At 69.1% G+C, this 15191-nt stretch carries 15 protein-coding genes; 7 read left to right on the top strand and 8 right to left on the bottom strand.

What is annotated here, in order from left to right:
* From BMG07_RS24785 to BMG07_RS42730, 6 genes are all read right to left on the bottom strand, one after another.
* On the bottom strand, window positions 1-809 hold an 809-nt coding region (locus tag BMG07_RS24785), incomplete at its 3' end, for a TolC family protein (protein WP_198086770.1).
* Entirely contained in the window at window positions 809-3979 is a 3171-nt protein-coding gene (locus tag BMG07_RS24780) for an efflux RND transporter permease subunit (protein WP_198086769.1), read from the bottom strand. The genes BMG07_RS24780 and BMG07_RS24785, both read right to left, overlap by 1 nt.
* Window positions 3980-3988: 9 nt before the next feature.
* The gene (locus BMG07_RS24775; RefSeq protein ID WP_198086768.1) at window positions 3989-5230 is read right to left on the bottom strand and encodes an efflux RND transporter periplasmic adaptor subunit; all 1242 of its coding nucleotides are present in this window, start codon (window positions 5228-5230) and stop codon (window positions 3989-3991) included.
* A 160-nt stretch (window positions 5231-5390) separates the two neighbouring features.
* Window positions 5391-6860 (bottom strand): rhomboid family intramembrane serine protease, encoded by a 1470-nt coding sequence (locus BMG07_RS24770; RefSeq protein WP_198086767.1) that lies wholly within the window; start codon window positions 6858-6860, stop codon window positions 5391-5393.
* Between the two features lie 25 nt (window positions 6861-6885).
* Window positions 6886-8283 carry an argininosuccinate lyase gene (gene argH, locus BMG07_RS24765; protein ID WP_198086766.1) on the bottom strand — a complete coding sequence of 466 codons (1398 nt, stop codon included), beginning with the start codon at window positions 8281-8283 and terminating at the stop codon, window positions 6886-6888.
* 31 nt (window positions 8284-8314) lie between these two features.
* Window positions 8315-8470: a hypothetical protein gene (locus BMG07_RS42730; protein ID WP_269759362.1), complete on the bottom strand. Its 156-nt coding sequence runs from the start codon at window positions 8468-8470 to the stop codon at window positions 8315-8317.
* Here BMG07_RS42730 and BMG07_RS24760 point away from each other — a divergent pair.
* From BMG07_RS24760 to BMG07_RS24750, 3 genes are read left to right on the top strand one after another with little or no spacing between them, the layout of a single operon-like run.
* Window positions 8415-9413, top strand: a complete 999-nt coding sequence (locus tag BMG07_RS24760) for a sensor histidine kinase (RefSeq protein ID WP_269759359.1) — start codon at window positions 8415-8417, stop codon at window positions 9411-9413. The genes BMG07_RS42730 and BMG07_RS24760 overlap by 56 nt on opposite strands.
* A 2-nt stretch (window positions 9414-9415) precedes the next feature.
* Window positions 9416-10165: a LytTR family DNA-binding domain-containing protein gene (locus BMG07_RS24755; RefSeq protein ID WP_198086765.1), complete on the top strand. Its 750-nt coding sequence runs from the start codon at window positions 9416-9418 to the stop codon at window positions 10163-10165.
* Window positions 10162-11442, top strand: a complete 1281-nt coding sequence (locus tag BMG07_RS24750) for an AI-2E family transporter (protein ID WP_198086764.1) — start codon at window positions 10162-10164, stop codon at window positions 11440-11442. Before BMG07_RS24755 ends, BMG07_RS24750 begins: the two co-directional genes overlap by 4 nt.
* A gap of 6 nt (window positions 11443-11448) precedes the next feature.
* On the opposite strand, the gene BMG07_RS24745 is transcribed toward BMG07_RS24750, so the two are convergent.
* Window positions 11449-12081, bottom strand: coding sequence for a TetR/AcrR family transcriptional regulator (locus BMG07_RS24745; protein ID WP_269759358.1), 633 nt, complete (start codon window positions 12079-12081; stop codon window positions 11449-11451).
* Between the two features lie 69 nt (window positions 12082-12150).
* Between BMG07_RS24745 and BMG07_RS24740 the strand changes: the two genes are divergently transcribed.
* Window positions 12151-12597, top strand: coding sequence for a tautomerase family protein (locus tag BMG07_RS24740; protein ID WP_198086763.1), 447 nt, complete (start codon window positions 12151-12153; stop codon window positions 12595-12597).
* A gap of 24 nt (window positions 12598-12621) precedes the next feature.
* On the opposite strand, the gene BMG07_RS24735 is transcribed toward BMG07_RS24740, so the two are convergent.
* A complete protein-coding gene (locus tag BMG07_RS24735) occupies window positions 12622-13089 on the bottom strand; it encodes a helix-turn-helix domain-containing protein (protein WP_198086762.1) in 468 nt (155 codons plus the stop codon).
* 115 nt (window positions 13090-13204) lie between these two features.
* On the opposite strand from BMG07_RS24735, the gene BMG07_RS24730 reads away from it, so the two are divergent.
* From BMG07_RS24730 to BMG07_RS24720, 3 genes are all read left to right on the top strand, one after another.
* Complete coding sequence (locus tag BMG07_RS24730; protein ID WP_198086761.1) at window positions 13205-14146, top strand: nitrilase family protein; 942 nt, start codon at window positions 13205-13207, stop codon at window positions 14144-14146.
* A 78-nt stretch (window positions 14147-14224) separates the two neighbouring features.
* Window positions 14225-14782, top strand: a complete 558-nt coding sequence (locus tag BMG07_RS24725) for a hypothetical protein (RefSeq protein ID WP_198086760.1) — start codon at window positions 14225-14227, stop codon at window positions 14780-14782.
* A 16-nt stretch (window positions 14783-14798) separates the two neighbouring features.
* Window positions 14799-15191 (top strand): tautomerase, encoded by a 393-nt coding sequence (locus BMG07_RS24720; protein ID WP_198086759.1) that lies wholly within the window; start codon window positions 14799-14801, stop codon window positions 15189-15191.

Below are 15191 nucleotides of genomic sequence, written 5' to 3'. Positions count from 1 at the left end.
TCCGAGGTCGGCGCCGCGGGCAGCAGGTCGGCCGGCGGCATGGCGCCCACCAGCAGCGCGAGCGCGTTGCGGTCCTGCTCGACCTGGCTGTCGAACGCGGCCGCGTCGGCGCGCGCCGCATCGACCGTGCTCTGCGCCTGCGCGAGCGCCAGGCCCGACTGCGCGCCGAGCTGATGGCTGCGCTGCACCAGGTCGAAGGACTTGCGCTGGCTGTCGAGCGTGTTGCGCGCGAGCAGCAGGCGCTGCTCGTCGGCAGCCAGCTGCAGCCACGCGGTCGCGACCGATGCCACCAGGCTGATCTGCGTGCCGCGCTGCGTCTCCTCGGTCTGGAAGTAGCTCTGCAGCGCCGATTCGCCGAGGTTGCGCACGCGGCCGAACAGGTCGATCTCGTAGCTCGTGAGGCCCAGGTCGGCGCTGTACTGCGCGCTGATGCGTGCCTCGCCGCTGGTCGACAGGCTGCCCGGCGTGCGCGATCGGCTGCCGCCCGCGCCGGCTTCCACCGTGGGGAGCAGGCCGGCGCGCGCAATGCCGTACTGGGCCCGCGCGCGCTCGATGTTGAGCGCCGCCACGCGCAGGTCGCGGTTGTTGGCCAGCGCAAGCTCGATGGTGCCGCGCAGCCGGGGCTCGACGAAGAAGCTGCGCCAGCCGACATCGATCGGCGTCGATGCCTCGACGCCGGAAGAGGGCAGCACCTGCGGCACCGGCGACGCGGGCGCGGTGTATTCGGGCGCCAGGTTGACGCAGCCCGCGAGCACGGCCGAGGCCATGGCCGACAGGGCCAGCGAGCGAAGAGGGAATGCGCGCTTCATCAGTGGCCCCCTTGCTCGGCGGTCGTGCCCACCGCGGCTTCCGGCGCGGGTTTCGTTTGGCGCCTGCCCGCCAGCCAGCCGCGAATCAGCGCGAAGAACAGCGGCACGAAGAAGATGCCCAGGGCGGTGCCCACCACCATGCCGCCCAGCACCGCGGTGCCGATCGACTGGCGGCCACCCGCGCCCGCGCCGGTGCCGATGGCCAGCGGCAGCACGCCGAAGCCGAAGGCCAGCGAGGTCATGAGGATGGGCCGCAGCCGCAGGCGCACCGCCTGCAGCGTGGCCTCGACCACGCCCTTGCCTTGTTCCTGCAGTTGCTTGGCGAACTCGACGATCAAGATCGCGTTCTTCGACGACAGCCCCACCGTGGTCAGCAGGCCGACCTGGAAGTACACGTCGTTGCTCAACCCGCGCAAGCTGGTGAACAGCAGCGCCCCCACGATGCCCAGCGGCACCACCAGGATCACCGAGAACGGCACCGACCAGCTTTCGTACAACGCGGCCAGGCACAGGAACACGAACAGGATCGAGATGGCGTAGAGCAGCGGCGCCTGCGCGCCCGACAGCCGCTCCTGCAATGACGCGCCGGTCCATTCGTAGCCGATGCCGGGCGGCATCTGCTTCATCACCGCGTCGACCGCGGCCATGGCGTCGCCCGAGCTCACGCCCGGCGCCGCGTCGCCCACGAACTCGTAGCTCGGGCTGCCGTTGTAGCGCTGCAGCTGCGGCGAGCCGTAGCTCCAGCGCGAACTCGAGAACGCCGGAAACGGCACCATCTGGCCCAGGCTGTTGCGCACGCTCCAGCGGTCGATGTCGGCGGGCAGCATGCGGAAGTCGGTGTCGCCCTGCATGTACACGCGCTTCACGCGGCCCTTGTCCAGAAAGTCATTGATGTAGGTGCCGCCCATGGCGCTGGACAGCGTGCTGTCGATGTCCGACGTGGCCAGGCTCTGCGCGCCGGCGCGCGCGTCGTCGATGTCCACCGCGAACTCGGGCGTGTCGTCCAGGTTGTTGCTGCGCACGTTGACCACCTCGGGCCGCTGGCCCAGCAGCTCGATGGCCTGGTCGCGCGCCTTCACCAGCGCGTCGTGGCCCAGGCCGTTGATGTCCTTCAGGTGGAAGTTGAAACCCGCGTTGGCGCCCAGCCCGCGCACCGCCGGCGGCAGCAGCACGAAGATGCGCGCGTCGCGCACGCTCGACAGCTCCTTGTTGGCGCGCCGCGCCAGCTCGGCGGCCGACTGGCCCTTGCCGGTGCGCTCGGCCCAATCCTTGAGCTTGACGAAGGCGCGCGCCGAACTCTGGTCGCCGTTCTGGCCGGTGATGACGTTCACGCTCAGCACCTCGGCCTGCTTGTCGAAGTACTGCTGCACCTGCTCGACCACCGGCTGCAGCCGCGCGTTCGATGCGCCGGGCGGCAGCGTGACCTGCACCTGCAGGAAGGCCTGATCCTCGTCGGGCAGGAAGGAGGTGGGCAGGCGCATGAACAGCAGCGCCATCACGCCCGCGATCAGCAGGTACACCACGATGCTGCGCTTGCCGCGCCGCACGATGCCGCCGACGATGCCCTCGTAGCGCTCGGCGCTCCTGTCGAAGCCGCGGTTGAAGGCCGCGAAGAAGCGGTCCACACGCCCCAGCAGCCCGCGCCGCGGCACCGGGTGCTCGCCCTTGTGCACGGGCTTGAGCAAGGTGGCGCACAGCGCCGGCGTGAGCGTAAGCGCCACGAACACCGACAGCGCCATGGCCGAGACGATGGTGATCGAGAACTGCCGGTAGATCACGCCGGTGGAGCCGCCGAAGAAGGCCATCGGAATGAACACCGCCGACAGCACCAGCGCAATGCCCACCAGCGCGGGCGTGATCTCGGCCATCGACTTGCGCGTGGCCTCCTTGGGCGAGAGGCCCTCTTCATGCATCACGCGCTCGACGTTCTCCACCACCACGATGGCGTCGTCCACCAGCAGGCCGATGGCCAGCACCATGCCGAACATGGTGAGCGTGTTGATCGAGTAGCCCGCCAGCGACAGCACGCCGAAGGTGCCCAGCAGCACCACCGGCACGGCAATGGCCGGGATCAGCGTGGCGCGCATGTTCTGCAGAAACACATACATCACCAGCACCACCAGCAGCATGGCCTCGACGAGCGCCTTGACCACCTCGTCGATCGACGCGCTCACGAAGGGCGTGGTGTCGTAGCTCACGAAGGTCTGCAGCTGGTTGGGGAAGAGGGGCTTGAGCTCCTCGATCCTGGCCTTCACCGCCTCGGCCACCTGCACCGCGTTGGCGCCGTCGGCCAGCACCACGCCCAGGCCCGCGCCGGGGCGGCCGCCGAGCTGGGAGCGCACGGTGAGGTTCTCGGCGCCCAGCTCCACGCGGGCCACGTCGCGCAGGCGCACCACGGCGCCGTCGGGCGTGGCGCGCAGTACCACGTTCTCGAACTGCTCGGCCGTCTGCAGCTTGCTGCGCGCGGTGATGGTGGCATTGAGCTGCTGCCCGGCGCTGGCGGGCAAGGCGCCGAGCTGGCCGGCCGAGACCTGCGCGTTCTGCGCGGTGATGGCGGCGTTGACGTCCGAGGGCATCAGCGCGTACTTGCGCAGCTTGTCGGGGTCGAGCCACAGGCGCATGGCGTAGCCGGTGCCCAGCGTCTGCACCTCGCCCACGCCGTCGATGCGGCTGATCACGTCGACCAGGTTGCTGGAGATGTAGTCGCCCACGTCCACGGCCGAGGCACTGCCGTCGCCCGAGTACATCGACACGATCATGAGAAAGTCGTTGCCGCCCTTGGTGACCGTGACGCCCCGGCTTTGCACCTGCTGAGGCAGGCGCGACATGGCCTGCTGCAGCTTGTTCTGCACCTGCATCTGCGCCACGTCGATGTTGGTGCCCGCGTCGAAGGTGAGCGACAGCCGCGCCACGCCCGACGAGTTGCTGGTCGACTGCATGTACAGCAGGTTGTCCAGCCCCTTGAGCTGCTGCTCGATGACCTGCGTGACCGAGTCTTCCACCGTCTTGGCGGACGCGCCGGTGTAGGTGGCGTTGATGGACACGCGCGGCGGCGCGATGTCGGGGTATTGCTCCAGCGGCAATGTGCGGATGGCCATCAGCCCCGCGAGCATGACGACGATGGAAAGCACCCACGCGAAGATGGGCCGGTCGATGAAGAATTGCGCCATGGCCGGACCTCAGCGCGCCACGGGGTCGGAGGCGGCATCGGTGGCGTCGGGCTGCACGCTGGCCACGGGGCCGCCGACGGCCTTGGCCCCGAGATCGACCACCTTCACCTTGTCGCCCACCTTCACGCGCTGCGAGCCCTCGGTCATCACGCGGTCGCCCGCGGCCAGGCCCTGCAGCACCTGCCAGCGCGTGCCGACCGCGCGGCCCACCTGGATGGCGCGCTTGGAAACCTTGTTCTCCGCATCGATCACCAGCGCCGAGGCGCTGCCGTCGGGCGCGCGCGTCACGGCCTGCTGCGGCACCAGCAGCGCGGTGGCGTCGGTGCCTTCCCGCAGCACGGCGCGCACGTACATGCCGGGCATCAGCAGCTTGTCGGGGTTGGGCACCACGGCGCGCAGCGTGACGCTGCCGGTGCCGGCATCGACGGTGACACCGCTGAACGTGAGGCGGCCCGCGTGCGGGTACTTGCTGCCGTCCTCGAGCACGAGCTGGATGCGCGCCTCGGCGTCGCTCGCGCGCTGCAGGCGGCCGCTGGCAAGCTCGCGCTTCAGCCGCAGCAGCTCGCTGCTCGACTGCGTGACGTGCACGTGAATCGGGTCGAGCTGCTGCACGGTGGTCAGCGCGGCGGCCTGGTTGGCCGTGACCAGCGCGCCGGGCGTGACCGTCGACAGCTCGGCCCAGCCGGTGATCGGCGAGGTGATGCGCGTGTAGCCGAGCTGGATGCGCGCGGTCTGCTCGGCGGCGCGGGCCACGCCGAGATCGGCCTCGGCCTGCTGCTCGGCGGCTTGCGATTCGTCGAACACCTGCCTGCTGATGGCGTCGATCTTCACGAGTTCGGCATTGCGGCGCGCCACGGTGCGCGCGGTGGCCAGGGCCGACTCGGCCTTGCGCACGCCGGCATGCGCGCTGGCATGGGCCGCTTGCAGCGGGGCGGGGTCGAGCTGGTAGAGCACCTGGCCGGCCTTGACCTGCGAGCCTTCGGTGAAGAGTCGCTCCTTGAGGATGCCGCCGACCTGCGGGCGGATCTCGGCGATCACGGGGGCGGCGGTGCGGCCGGGGAGTTCGGTGTTCTGTGCGAGCGTCTCGTGCTGGAGCGTGACGGTGCCGACTTCTCTTTCCGGTGCGGCGGCGGCCTTGGCGGTGCCGGACGCGTCCGCGCTGGTGCGCGAGCAGCCGGCGATCGTTGCGAGGGTGCAGACCACGACGGTGGTCATGAGCAACGAGAAACGGGAGCTTTGGTAGACAGGCATGGCACTGGAGGAATGACGAAGGTCCCAAATGGAGCGGGTGAGCGCGTGCGAGTTCAATGCAACGCAAGGTCGCGGGCGAGCTTTACAGAGCAGCAATGCAAGTGCGGTGCCATGAGGGCACGCACCGGAACACGCAAGGCCTTTCGAGGCCGGGGGACTCTCAGGCGCGTTGCAACGCGCGCGTCACCATGTCGTTGGGCGCCAGGCGCAACAGATCGGGCAGCAGGCTCACGGCCCGCTCGCGCTCGCCCGCGTGCAGCAGGCCGTTGGCGCAGGCCGACAGCGTGTCGGCCAGCGCGGGGTGATCGGGCGCGGTCTTCAGCAGGATGCGGCAGAGCTTGTCGGCATCGCCGAACTCGCGGATGCGCGCGAAGCGGCGCGCGAGCCGCGCCATGTCGTCGGGCTTCAGGCGCACACCGGGCTTGGCCTGGTCGAGGTAAGTCTTGTAGCTGGCGTGCTGCAGCGCGAGCGTGGCCGCGTCAGTGGCAGGCAGGCGGAAGATGCGGCGCGCGGCGTGGTGGAAGTCGTCGCTCGCGGGCTGCAGCCGCGCGGTGTTGAACCAGGCGCGCAGTGTGTCGGCGTCGCCGGGGCGCAGCGCGGCGGCGGCGCGCCACTCGGCGCAGGCGCGGTCGAACTTCATCGCGGCGCCGTATTTCTGCGCGGCGGCCACGTGCTCGTCGAAGCGGTCGGGTTCGGGGGCGGACGCTGTCTCGGGCGTCTTCACGCGGCGCAGCAGCAGCGCGCCGGCCATCAGCGCGGCGCCCGTCAGCAGGCCGCCCAGGTGGGCCATGTAGGCAATGCCCTTGCCGCTGAGCCAGTGCTGCATCAGCTCGTTGACGATCCACGCCGGCAGCAGCAGCAGGGCCGGCGCCGTCACGTAGTTGAAATAGAAGAACAGCTGGTAGAAAAAGCGGATGCGCTTGAGCCGGTACATCACCGCGTACATGCCCATCAGCGCCGAGATCGCGCCCGAGGCGCCCAGTCCGTAGCCGGGCTGGCCGGCATAGGCCCAGCCGGCCAGCGCCGAGGCGCCCACGGCGCCCAGCAGGTAGAACGCCAGGTAAGTGCCGCGCCCCAGCACCAGCTCGACCGAGAAGCCGAACAGGAACAGGAACAGCATGTTGCCCAGCAGGTGGCCGGTGCTGCCGTGCAGGAAGGCGGCCGTGACCCAGGTCCAGGGCTTGGACGCGACGCTCTCGATGTAGTCCTGCGACCAGCGCGTGGTGAACGGCGCGGGCAGCATGGCCTCGTACTGCTGGCGATCGCGCTTCCACTCGGCGTAGTGCGGGTTCGCGGGCGTGATGACCGCGTCGGCCTGCAGCTTCTGCAGGAACTTCTTGTCGTTCTGCAGGCCTTCGAGCAGCTGGGGGTAGGTCTCTTCGTGCGGCAGCATGCGCCGGGCCACCTTGCCGCGCTTGGGGTCGGTCTTTTCCAGCCATTCGACAAAAGGCGGCAGCTCCAGCTCGGGCAGCACGCTCTTGACGTAGTACTGGGCGGCGCGCTCCTGGCCTTTCTCTTCGCTGCGCTGCGGCCCCCAGAACACCAGCATGTTCAGCAGGATCAGCAGCACCGTCATCCACGGCGGATTGCGCCAGCTCGGTTTGTTCTCGAGCGGGATGGCGTAGAACACGGTGCTGCTGTCTTGGCTGTCGCGATCAGCCCAGGCGCGCGCGGTGGCGGGCGACCTGCGCCTTGACCTGCGCCGGGGCGGTGCCGCCCAGGATGTTGCGCGCGTTCAGCGAGCCGCGCAGGCTCAGCACGTCGTACACGTCCTTCTCGATGCTCGGGTTGAACTGCTGCAGCACGGCCAGCGGCAGCTCGGCCAGGTCGACCTTGTGCGAGGTGGCGGCCTTCACGGCGTGGGCCACGGTTTCGTGGGCGTCGCGGAAGGGCAGGCCCTTCTTCACGAGGTAGTCGGCCAGGTCGGTGGCGGTGGCGTAGCCGCGCAGCGCGGCGGCTTCCATGGCCTCGGGCTTCACGGTGATGCCGCCGATCATTTCGGCAAAGATGCGCAGGGTGTCCTTGAGCGTGTCGACGGTGTCGAACAGCGGCTCCTTGTCTTCCTGGTTGTCCTTGTTGTAGGCCAGCGGCTGGCCCTTCATGAGCGTGATGAGCGCCATCAGGTGGCCGACCACGCGGCCGGTCTTGCCGCGCGCCAGCTCGGGCACGTCGGGGTTCTTCTTCTGCGGCATGATCGACGAGCCCGTGGTGAAGCGGTCGGCGATGCTGATGAAGCTGAAGTTCTGGCTCATCCACAGAATCAGCTCTTCGCTCATGCGGCTCACGTGCACCATGCACAGGCTGGCGGCGGCGGTGAACTCGATGGCAAAGTCGCGGTCGCTCACGGCGTCCAGGCTGTTCTGGCACACGCCGTCCATGCCCAGGGTCTTGGCGACCAGCTCGCGGTCCAGCGGGTAGCTGGTGCCGGCCAGCGCGGCGGCTCCCAGCGGCAGGCGGTTGACGCGGCGGCGCACTTCGCCCATGCGTTCGGCGTCGCGGCTGAACATTTCCACGTAGGCCAGCATGTGGTGGCCGAAGCTCACCGGCTGCGCCACCTGCAGGTGGGTGAAGCCCGGCAGGATCACGTCGACGTTCTTCTCGGCGATGTCCACCAGCGCCTTCTGCAGCTCGACCAGCAGATCGCCGATCAGGTCGATTTCGCCGCGCAGCCACAGGCGCACGTCGGTGGCGACCTGGTCGTTGCGGCTGCGGCCGGTGTGCAGGCGCTTGCCGGCGTCGCCGACCAGCTGGGTCAGGCGGGCCTCGATGTTCAGGTGCACGTCTTCGAGGTCGAGCTTCCACTCGAAGGCGCCGGATTCGATTTCGGTGCGAATCTGCGCCATCCCGCGTTCGATCGCGGCGTGGTCCTGCACGCCGATGATCCCTTGCGCGGCCAGCATGCCGGCATGCGCCAGGGAGCCCTGGATGTCGGCTTGCCATAGGCGCTTGTCGAAGAAGACGCTGGAGGTGTAGCGCTTGACGAGGTCGCTCATCGGCTCTGAGAACAGGGCCGACCAGGCTTCGGATTTCTTGTCGAGTTGGTTTTGGGTCATGGGAGCCGTCCAGGAGGCAATAATGGGTTGGTCACCCGATGTAACTGATGTCTGCGATGCGCAACCCGGCGATTTTATCGGCCAGCTCCACGACCACGTCCCCGGCATCGTCGGAAAGGGCGCGCAATGCGCTGCGCGGGGCGCCGTCGCTGTTCGACGCCTGCCGCATCGGGGTGGTTCTGCGCACGGTGGTGTTCGTCGAGGCGGTGGTGGCCATTGCCACGCTGTTCGTGGTGTCCACGCCCTCCGAATGGCTGGTGCAGACCGCCACCGTCACCGGCGGGGCCTTGCCCGCCACGCTGCTCTGGCTGGTGGCCACCTGCGGGCTGAAGAAACCGCTGCGCCGGCTGCCGCGCCAGTGGCAGTACGCGGCGGGCGGCACCCTGGGGGCGATCGCGGCGCTGTACGGCTGCGGCCTGCTGCGGCTGACGGGCGTGCTGTCGAGTGCGCCGTGGCTGGCCAGCGCGCTCACGGGGGCCTTGTTCGCGGGGCTGGTGATGGCCGCAATGGTGCTGCGCGCGCGCGGCCAGACGCCCGCCGCCACCACGGCCCGGCTCGAGGAGCTGCAGTCGCGCATCCGCCCGCACTTTCTGTTCAACACGCTCAACAGCGCCATCGCGCTGGTGCGCGAGGAGCCGGCCAAGGCCGAGACCATGCTGGAAGACCTGGCCGAGCTGTTCCGCCAGGCGCTGGCCGACCCCGGCGAATCGGGCACGCTGGCCGACGAGATCGCGTTGGCCGAGCGCTACCTGGCCATCGAGCAGGTGCGCTTCGGCGACCGGCTGCGCATCCGCTGGGACCTGGACGCCGCCGCCAGCAGCGCGCGCCTGCCGCCGCTGCTGCTGCAGCCGCTGGTCGAGAACGCCATCAAGCACGGCGTGGAGCCCAGCCCCGAGGGCGCCAAGCTGCGCATCCGCACCGAGCGGCGCGGGGCCATGGTGGTGATCGAGGTGGTCAACAGCCTGCCGCCGCTGCGCTGGGCCGACGAGCCGCTGCCGCGCGGCCACGGCATTGCGCTGGCCAACGTGCGCGACCGCCTGCGCCTGCTGCACGACATGCAGATGCAGTTCAGCGCCGGCATGGACCAGAAGAACTACCGGGTGCGCATCGCGATACCCGCTGAATCATGAACATGAGCACACTCAAGACCCTCATCGTCGACGACGAAGCCCTGGCGCGCTCCCGCCTGCGCACGCTGCTGCGCGACTGCAGCTCGCCCGGCGCCGAGGTGGTGGCCGAGGCCGCGCAGGGCGCCGAGGCGCAGCAGCACCTGGCCACCTTGGCGCTCGACCTGGTGCTGCTCGATGTGCACATGCCCGGCATCGACGGCATCGAGGTGGCGCGCGCGCTGCGCAGCCGCGCCGACGCGCCGGCGGTGGTGTTCGTCACGGCGCACGCCGCCCACGCGGTGACGGCCTTCGACCTGGACGCGGTCGACTACCTCACCAAGCCCGTGCGCGCCGAGCGCCTGCAGCAGGCGCTGCAGAAGGCCGAGCGCTTCCTGAAGGAGCGCCGCGCGCTGCAGGCCGAGGCCGCGCCCGAGACGGTGCTGATCCAGGACCGGGGCCGCGCCGAGCGCGTCCCGCTGTCCGAGGTGCTGTACCTCAAGTCCGAATACAAATACCTCACCGTGCGCACCGCCACGCGCAGCCACATCCTGGACGGCTCGCTCAACGAGTTCGAGGAGCGCTATCCGCACCGCTTCCTGCGCGTGCACCGCAATGCGCTGGTGGCGCGCGCGGCCATTCGCGCGCTCGAGAAATACGACGACGGCGAGGACGCCGAGGGCTGGGCCCTGCGGCTCGACGCCATTCCCGAACCCGTGGCCGTGTCGCGGCGCCAGCTGGCGGCCGTGCGCGAAGTGCTCAAGGAAGCGCGATGAGCGACGACAAGCCACCGGCCCCGGCCGCACCGGAGCCTCCGCCTCCCGCGCCGGAGCCCCCGGCCGCCGAGCCTGCGCAGGCGGGCGCCGAGGTTGCCGCGCCCGAAGCCGTGCCGGCAACCGAGCCGCCGCCTTCGGAGCCACCCGCCGCCACGCTCGCGCGCGAGCGCAAGCGCCTGCTGCTGCACATGCCCGTCGACGTGCGCAGCGCCTCGCTGGTGGTGCTCGCCGTGCTGGCCAGCGTGTTCGCGCTGCAGTGGGGGCAGGCCGTGTTCATTCCGTTGATGCTGAGCCTGCTGCTGACCTACGCGCTGTCGCCGCTGGTCGACATGCTGCACCGCTGGAAGCTGCCGCGCTGGATCGGCGCGGCGCTGGTTCTCACGGGGCTGTTCGGCGGCATCGGCTGGACCGGCTATTCGCTGTCGGGCAGCGCCTCGCAACTGCTCGACTCGCTGCCCGTGGCCGCGCAGAAGCTGGGGCAGGCCATGCGGCGCGACAAGAATGCCAGCGCCACGCCGCTCGAAAGCGTGCAGGCGGCCGCCGCGCAACTCGAAAAAGCCGCCGAGGAAAACTCCGCCAAGGTGGCCTCGCGCCGGGGCGTGGCGCGCGTCATCATCGAGCGGCCGGGCTTCAACGTGCGCGACTATCTGCTGAGCGGCACCGTCGGCCTGCTGAGTGCCCTGGGGCAGCTCACGCTGGTGGCCTTCCTTACCTATTTCGCGCTGTGCTCGGGCGACACCTTCCGCCGCAAGCTCATCAAGATCACCGGCCCGAGCCTGCAGAAGAAAAAGGTCACGGTGCATGTGCTGGACGACATCACCCGCAACATCGAGCGCTACCTGCTGGTGCAGATCCTGGTGAGCGCCGTGGTGGGCGTGACCACGGGGCTGGCCTTCTGGGTCATCGGGGTCGAGAACGCGGCGGTGTGGGGAATCATCGCGGGCGTGACCAACCTCATTCCGTACATCGGCTCGGTGATCGTGCTGGTGGCGGCGGGGCTGGTGGCTTTTCTGCAGTTCAACAGCCTGCAGATGGGCGTGCTGGTCGGCGGCGTGTCGCTGGGCATCCACACACTCATCGGCAACCTGCTGATGCCCTGGCTCACCAGCCGCACCAGCCGCATGAACCCGGTGGCGGTGTTCGTGGGCGTGATCTTCTGGGGCTGGCTGTGGGGCATCTGGGGCCTGCTGCTGGGCATTCCGATCACGATGGTGATCAAGTCGATCTGCGACCGGGTGGAAGACCTGCAGCCCATCGGCGAGCTGCTGGGCGAGTAGGGCGGCTCAGCCGAGCAGCGCCTTCAGCTCGTCGGCCGCCGCCTTGAGGATTTCGCGCGAGAGCTTCTCGTCGTTGACCGCGCGCGACAGCGACACCGCGCCCACCAGCGAAGACAGCGCCGCGATCGCTTTCGCGCGCTTGGCCTTCGACTTTTCTTCCGCCGCCAGGTTGGCCAGCAGGTCGAGGTACGTTTCCACCTGCCGCGTATAGGCCGTGCGCGCCCGCTCGTTGCTGCGGGCCACGTCGCCCGCCAGCGTGGTCACGGCGCAGCTGGTGGCCAGGCCGTCGCGGTGCGCGGTGCTCAGGTAGGCGTCGACCAGCGCGCCGGCCACCGTTTGCCGGCTGGCCTTCGAGGCGGCCACGGCCTCCACCGCGCGCCCGCCATCGCTCAGCGCGCACTCGACCGCCTCGGCCACCAGTTCGTCGCGCGACGCGAAGTGGCGGTAGAAGCCGCCGTGCGTCAGGCCCGCGTCTTTCATGAGGTCGGCCACGCCCACGCCTTCCACCCCGGCTTCGCGAAAGCGCGCAGAGGCTGTCTGCACGATGCGCGCGTGGCTTTGTTCCTTGTTCGCTCTGGAGTGGCCCATGTCGGTGAAGAAGTCCTCTGTTCGGTGCTTGACGATGAGGATTATGTTCATCATCATTCCTCATCTGGATGATGGTCGTCATCAGAGCCCCGCAGCAACCCCTTTTTCGAGGATTTCCCCATGCCCATGATCGACGTCTACGCCGCCGCAGACATGTTCCCCGCCGACGCGGACCGCCAGCTCGGGGAGGCGCTCACGCTCGCGGTGCTGCGCGCCGAGGGCGTGGCCAACCCCGGCCCGTTCCACCTGGACAACACCGCCGCCTACATCCACCGCCTGCCGGCCTCGGCCGTGCAGACCGCCACCAGCGCGCAGGCCCGCACGGTGCGTGTGCAGATCATCACGCCGCCGGGTTCGCTGAACCGCGAAGGGCAAAAGCAGATCACCAAGGAGGCGACCGAAATCGTCGCCAGACTCTCGGGCGACCCGAGCCAGGCCGCGCGCACCTGGGTCATCCTGACCGAGGCTGCGGAAGGCGGCTGGGGCCTGTTCGGCACGGCCTTCGGCAAGGAAGAGTTCGCCGCGCTCGCCGCGAAGGCGAAGGCCGCTGCCGCAGCCGCCAAGTAGAAAAAGGGGAGCGGCTCGCGCCGCTCAGTGCGCGGCCGCTTTCTTCGCGGGCAGCTTCTTCACGAACGTGTCTTCAGGCGTGAGGGCCTGGCCGTCGCGCATGCGCAGCGCGATCTTCGGCACCGGCTTGCCGCTTTCGCGCTCCACCAGCACCGAATGCGGCTCGCCCTTGGCGTACAGATGCGCCTCGCCCCAGTGGCGCAGCCCGACCACCACGGGGAACAGGCCCTTGCCCTTGGCCGTCAGCACGTACTCCTGGTAGAGCGAGCCGTCCGAGGCTGGCGCCAGGTCGAGCACGCCTTCGTGCACCAGGTTCTTCAGCCGGTCCGCCAGGATGTTCTTGGCCACGCCCAGGCTCTGCTGGAACTCGCCGAAGCGCTTCATGCCGTCGAACGCGTCGCGAATGATGAGCAGCGACCACTGGTCGCCGACGATGTCGAGCGAGCGCGCCATCGGGCACGCGTCGTTCTTCAGGCTTTTTCTCTGGGCCATGGCTTTTCCTTCGGTGGGGTGAGTGTAGACCCGTCATGTCCATTTGGTTGCAAAGTAAAACTCGAATGGCTAGGATCCATATGGTTTTAATTTGAAACCTGAAAGCACTGTCGCCATGAATCCACCCATTCCCCACTCATCCCCCGTTGCCACCAGTGCCGACGCCACGCCCGGCCTGCGCGCCAGCCCCGTGCGCGTGGCCGTCGTGCAGTTCGATCCGCAGGTCGGCGTCGAGAACCTCGCGCGCAACGCCGAGGCCGTGCAGCAGCGCCTGCTGGCCGCCGTCGCCAACAAGGCGCGGCTCATCGTGCTGCCCGAGCTCGCCACCACCGGCTACTGCTTCAGCGGCCGCGAGGAGGCCTATGCCCATTCGGAGCCGGTGCCGACGGGGCCGGCCGTGCGCGGCTGGATCGACTTCGCGGCGCAACACGACGTCTACATCGTCGGCTGCCTCGTCGAGCAGGACGGGCCGCGGCTGTTCGACACAGCCGTGCTCGTCGGCCCCGAGGGCTACATCGGCCGCTACCGCAAGACCCACCTGTGGAACAACGAGAAGCTGTGGTTCACGCCCGGCGACCTGGGCTACCCGGTGTTCGAGACGAAGATCGGCCGCATCGGCCTGCTCGTGTGCTGGGACATCTGGTTCCCCGAGACGACGCGCATCGTCGCGCAGCAGGGCGCCGACATCGTCTGCCTGCCCACCGCCTGGGTCTGGACCCCGCCCCCGCTGTACGACGCCAGCGGCACCTGCATGGCCGCGTACCTGACCATCACAGCCGCGCATTCGAACAACGTGTTCATCGCCGCCGCCGACCGCGTGGGGCAGGAGCGCGGCGCGGGCTTCATGGGCAACTCATTGATCGCGGGCACCAACGGCTGGCCGGTGGGGCGCATCGCGGGGGCGGAAGAAGACACCATTCTTTATGCCGACGTGGACCTGGGCGCCGCACGCAGCGCGCCGATCTGGAACCAGTTCAACGACCTGCACCGCGACCGCCGCACCGATTTGTACGACCCGCTGCTGGGGTATCGCGGCGGGCCGGCGCTGCCCCGGTGACGGCCCCTGCGTGAGATCACGGCCGGGCTTATATTCGCGACGGCATTCCTGCCGGCATTGAGCACACAGGGGAACCCGATGAGCATCGGCATCAGCGCGTATACACGCGCGCTTCCGCAAGATTGGCGAGCCCGCTTCGCCGCGGAAATGCAGACCCTCGACATCGGCCTCGAGCTTCATCCCGACTTTCCCCCGGTTGATCCGGACGTCGACCAGCTGTGGGCCAGGCTCGACTTCCACACGTTCTCGCGCCTGCGCCCCGGCGTCAGCCTCTTGGTGGGCTGCGGCTATGCGCTCATCGGTCGCGCGGAAATCGAGGTAAGAAACCGGTGGCGCCTGTATCCACCCGAAGCCAGGGAGATGGACCACTTCTGGGATCTGCAAAGCAGTGCGGGCCGCGCGGAGGCCACGGGCGCCGTGCAGGTCGTCGTGTGCGCCGCACTCGCGACGATCGCCGACGGGGTGGTCCATGGCCTGAGCGATGACGACGAAGTCATGAGGCCCGGCGAGGCGTTGCGGGCCATCGTCAGATCGCACCTCGATCTTCTCAGCGATCGCGGTGCGATTCCCTTTACCGGTTGGCCTCCGCTGGACCCCGACGAGGCGGAGCGCTTTCCATTTGCCGCTGCCATCTGAAGAAAGCGTTTTCGACATGCCCTACCTCCAACTCGACGTGAACGGCCGCCACCCCGTGGCCGACAAGAAGCGCCTCGCGAAGCAGCTCAGCGAGACCTACGCCCGCATGATGAGCGTCGACATCCGGCGCATCAGCATCGCGATCCGCGAAGTGGGCGAGGGCGGGGTGTGGCGCATGGTCGACGGCGAGCCCGTCGAGGTGTCGGTGCTGATGTGCGACATCCGGCGCGGCCGCTCCGCCGAGCTGCGGCTCGACGTGGCGAAGGCGCTGTGCCGCGACTGCATCGACATCCTGGGGTTGCGCGAAGACCGGCTCAATGTCGAGTTCACGCAGCACACGGGCGACGAGATGTACCACCCGACGCTGGGCGGCTACAGCCCCGAGTGGTCGGAGGACGAGACTCAGTGA

This window comes from Variovorax sp. E3, assembly GCF_016082275.1.
Classification (GTDB): Bacteria; Pseudomonadota; Gammaproteobacteria; order Burkholderiales; family Burkholderiaceae_C; genus Variovorax.
The sequence above is the reverse complement of the archived record's forward strand: the minus strand, read 5'-3'. Positions and strand labels throughout refer to the sequence as shown.

Coding starts and splice junctions, on each gene's coding strand:
- BMG07_RS24720 (WP_198086759.1), top strand. CDS start 14,799: ATGCCCTACCTCCAACTCGACGTGAACGGCCGCCACCCCGTGGCCGAC.
- BMG07_RS24775 (WP_198086768.1), bottom strand. CDS start 5,230: ATGCCTGTCTACCAAAGCTCCCGTTTCTCGTTGCTCATGACCACCGTC.
- BMG07_RS24750 (WP_198086764.1), top strand. CDS start 10,162: ATGAGCGACGACAAGCCACCGGCCCCGGCCGCACCGGAGCCTCCGCCT.
- BMG07_RS24755 (WP_198086765.1), top strand. CDS start 9,416: ATGAGCACACTCAAGACCCTCATCGTCGACGACGAAGCCCTGGCGCGC.
- BMG07_RS24725 (WP_198086760.1), top strand. CDS start 14,225: ATGAGCATCGGCATCAGCGCGTATACACGCGCGCTTCCGCAAGATTGG.
- BMG07_RS24735 (WP_198086762.1), bottom strand. CDS start 13,089: ATGGCCCAGAGAAAAAGCCTGAAGAACGACGCGTGCCCGATGGCGCGC.
- BMG07_RS24740 (WP_198086763.1), top strand. CDS start 12,151: ATGCCCATGATCGACGTCTACGCCGCCGCAGACATGTTCCCCGCCGAC.
- argH (WP_198086766.1), bottom strand. CDS start 8,283: ATGACCCAAAACCAACTCGACAAGAAATCCGAAGCCTGGTCGGCCCTG.
- BMG07_RS24730 (WP_198086761.1), top strand. CDS start 13,205: ATGAATCCACCCATTCCCCACTCATCCCCCGTTGCCACCAGTGCCGAC.
- BMG07_RS24780 (WP_198086769.1), bottom strand. CDS start 3,979: ATGGCGCAATTCTTCATCGACCGGCCCATCTTCGCGTGGGTGCTTTCC.
- BMG07_RS24745 (WP_269759358.1), bottom strand. CDS start 12,081: ATGAACATAATCCTCATCGTCAAGCACCGAACAGAGGACTTCTTCACC.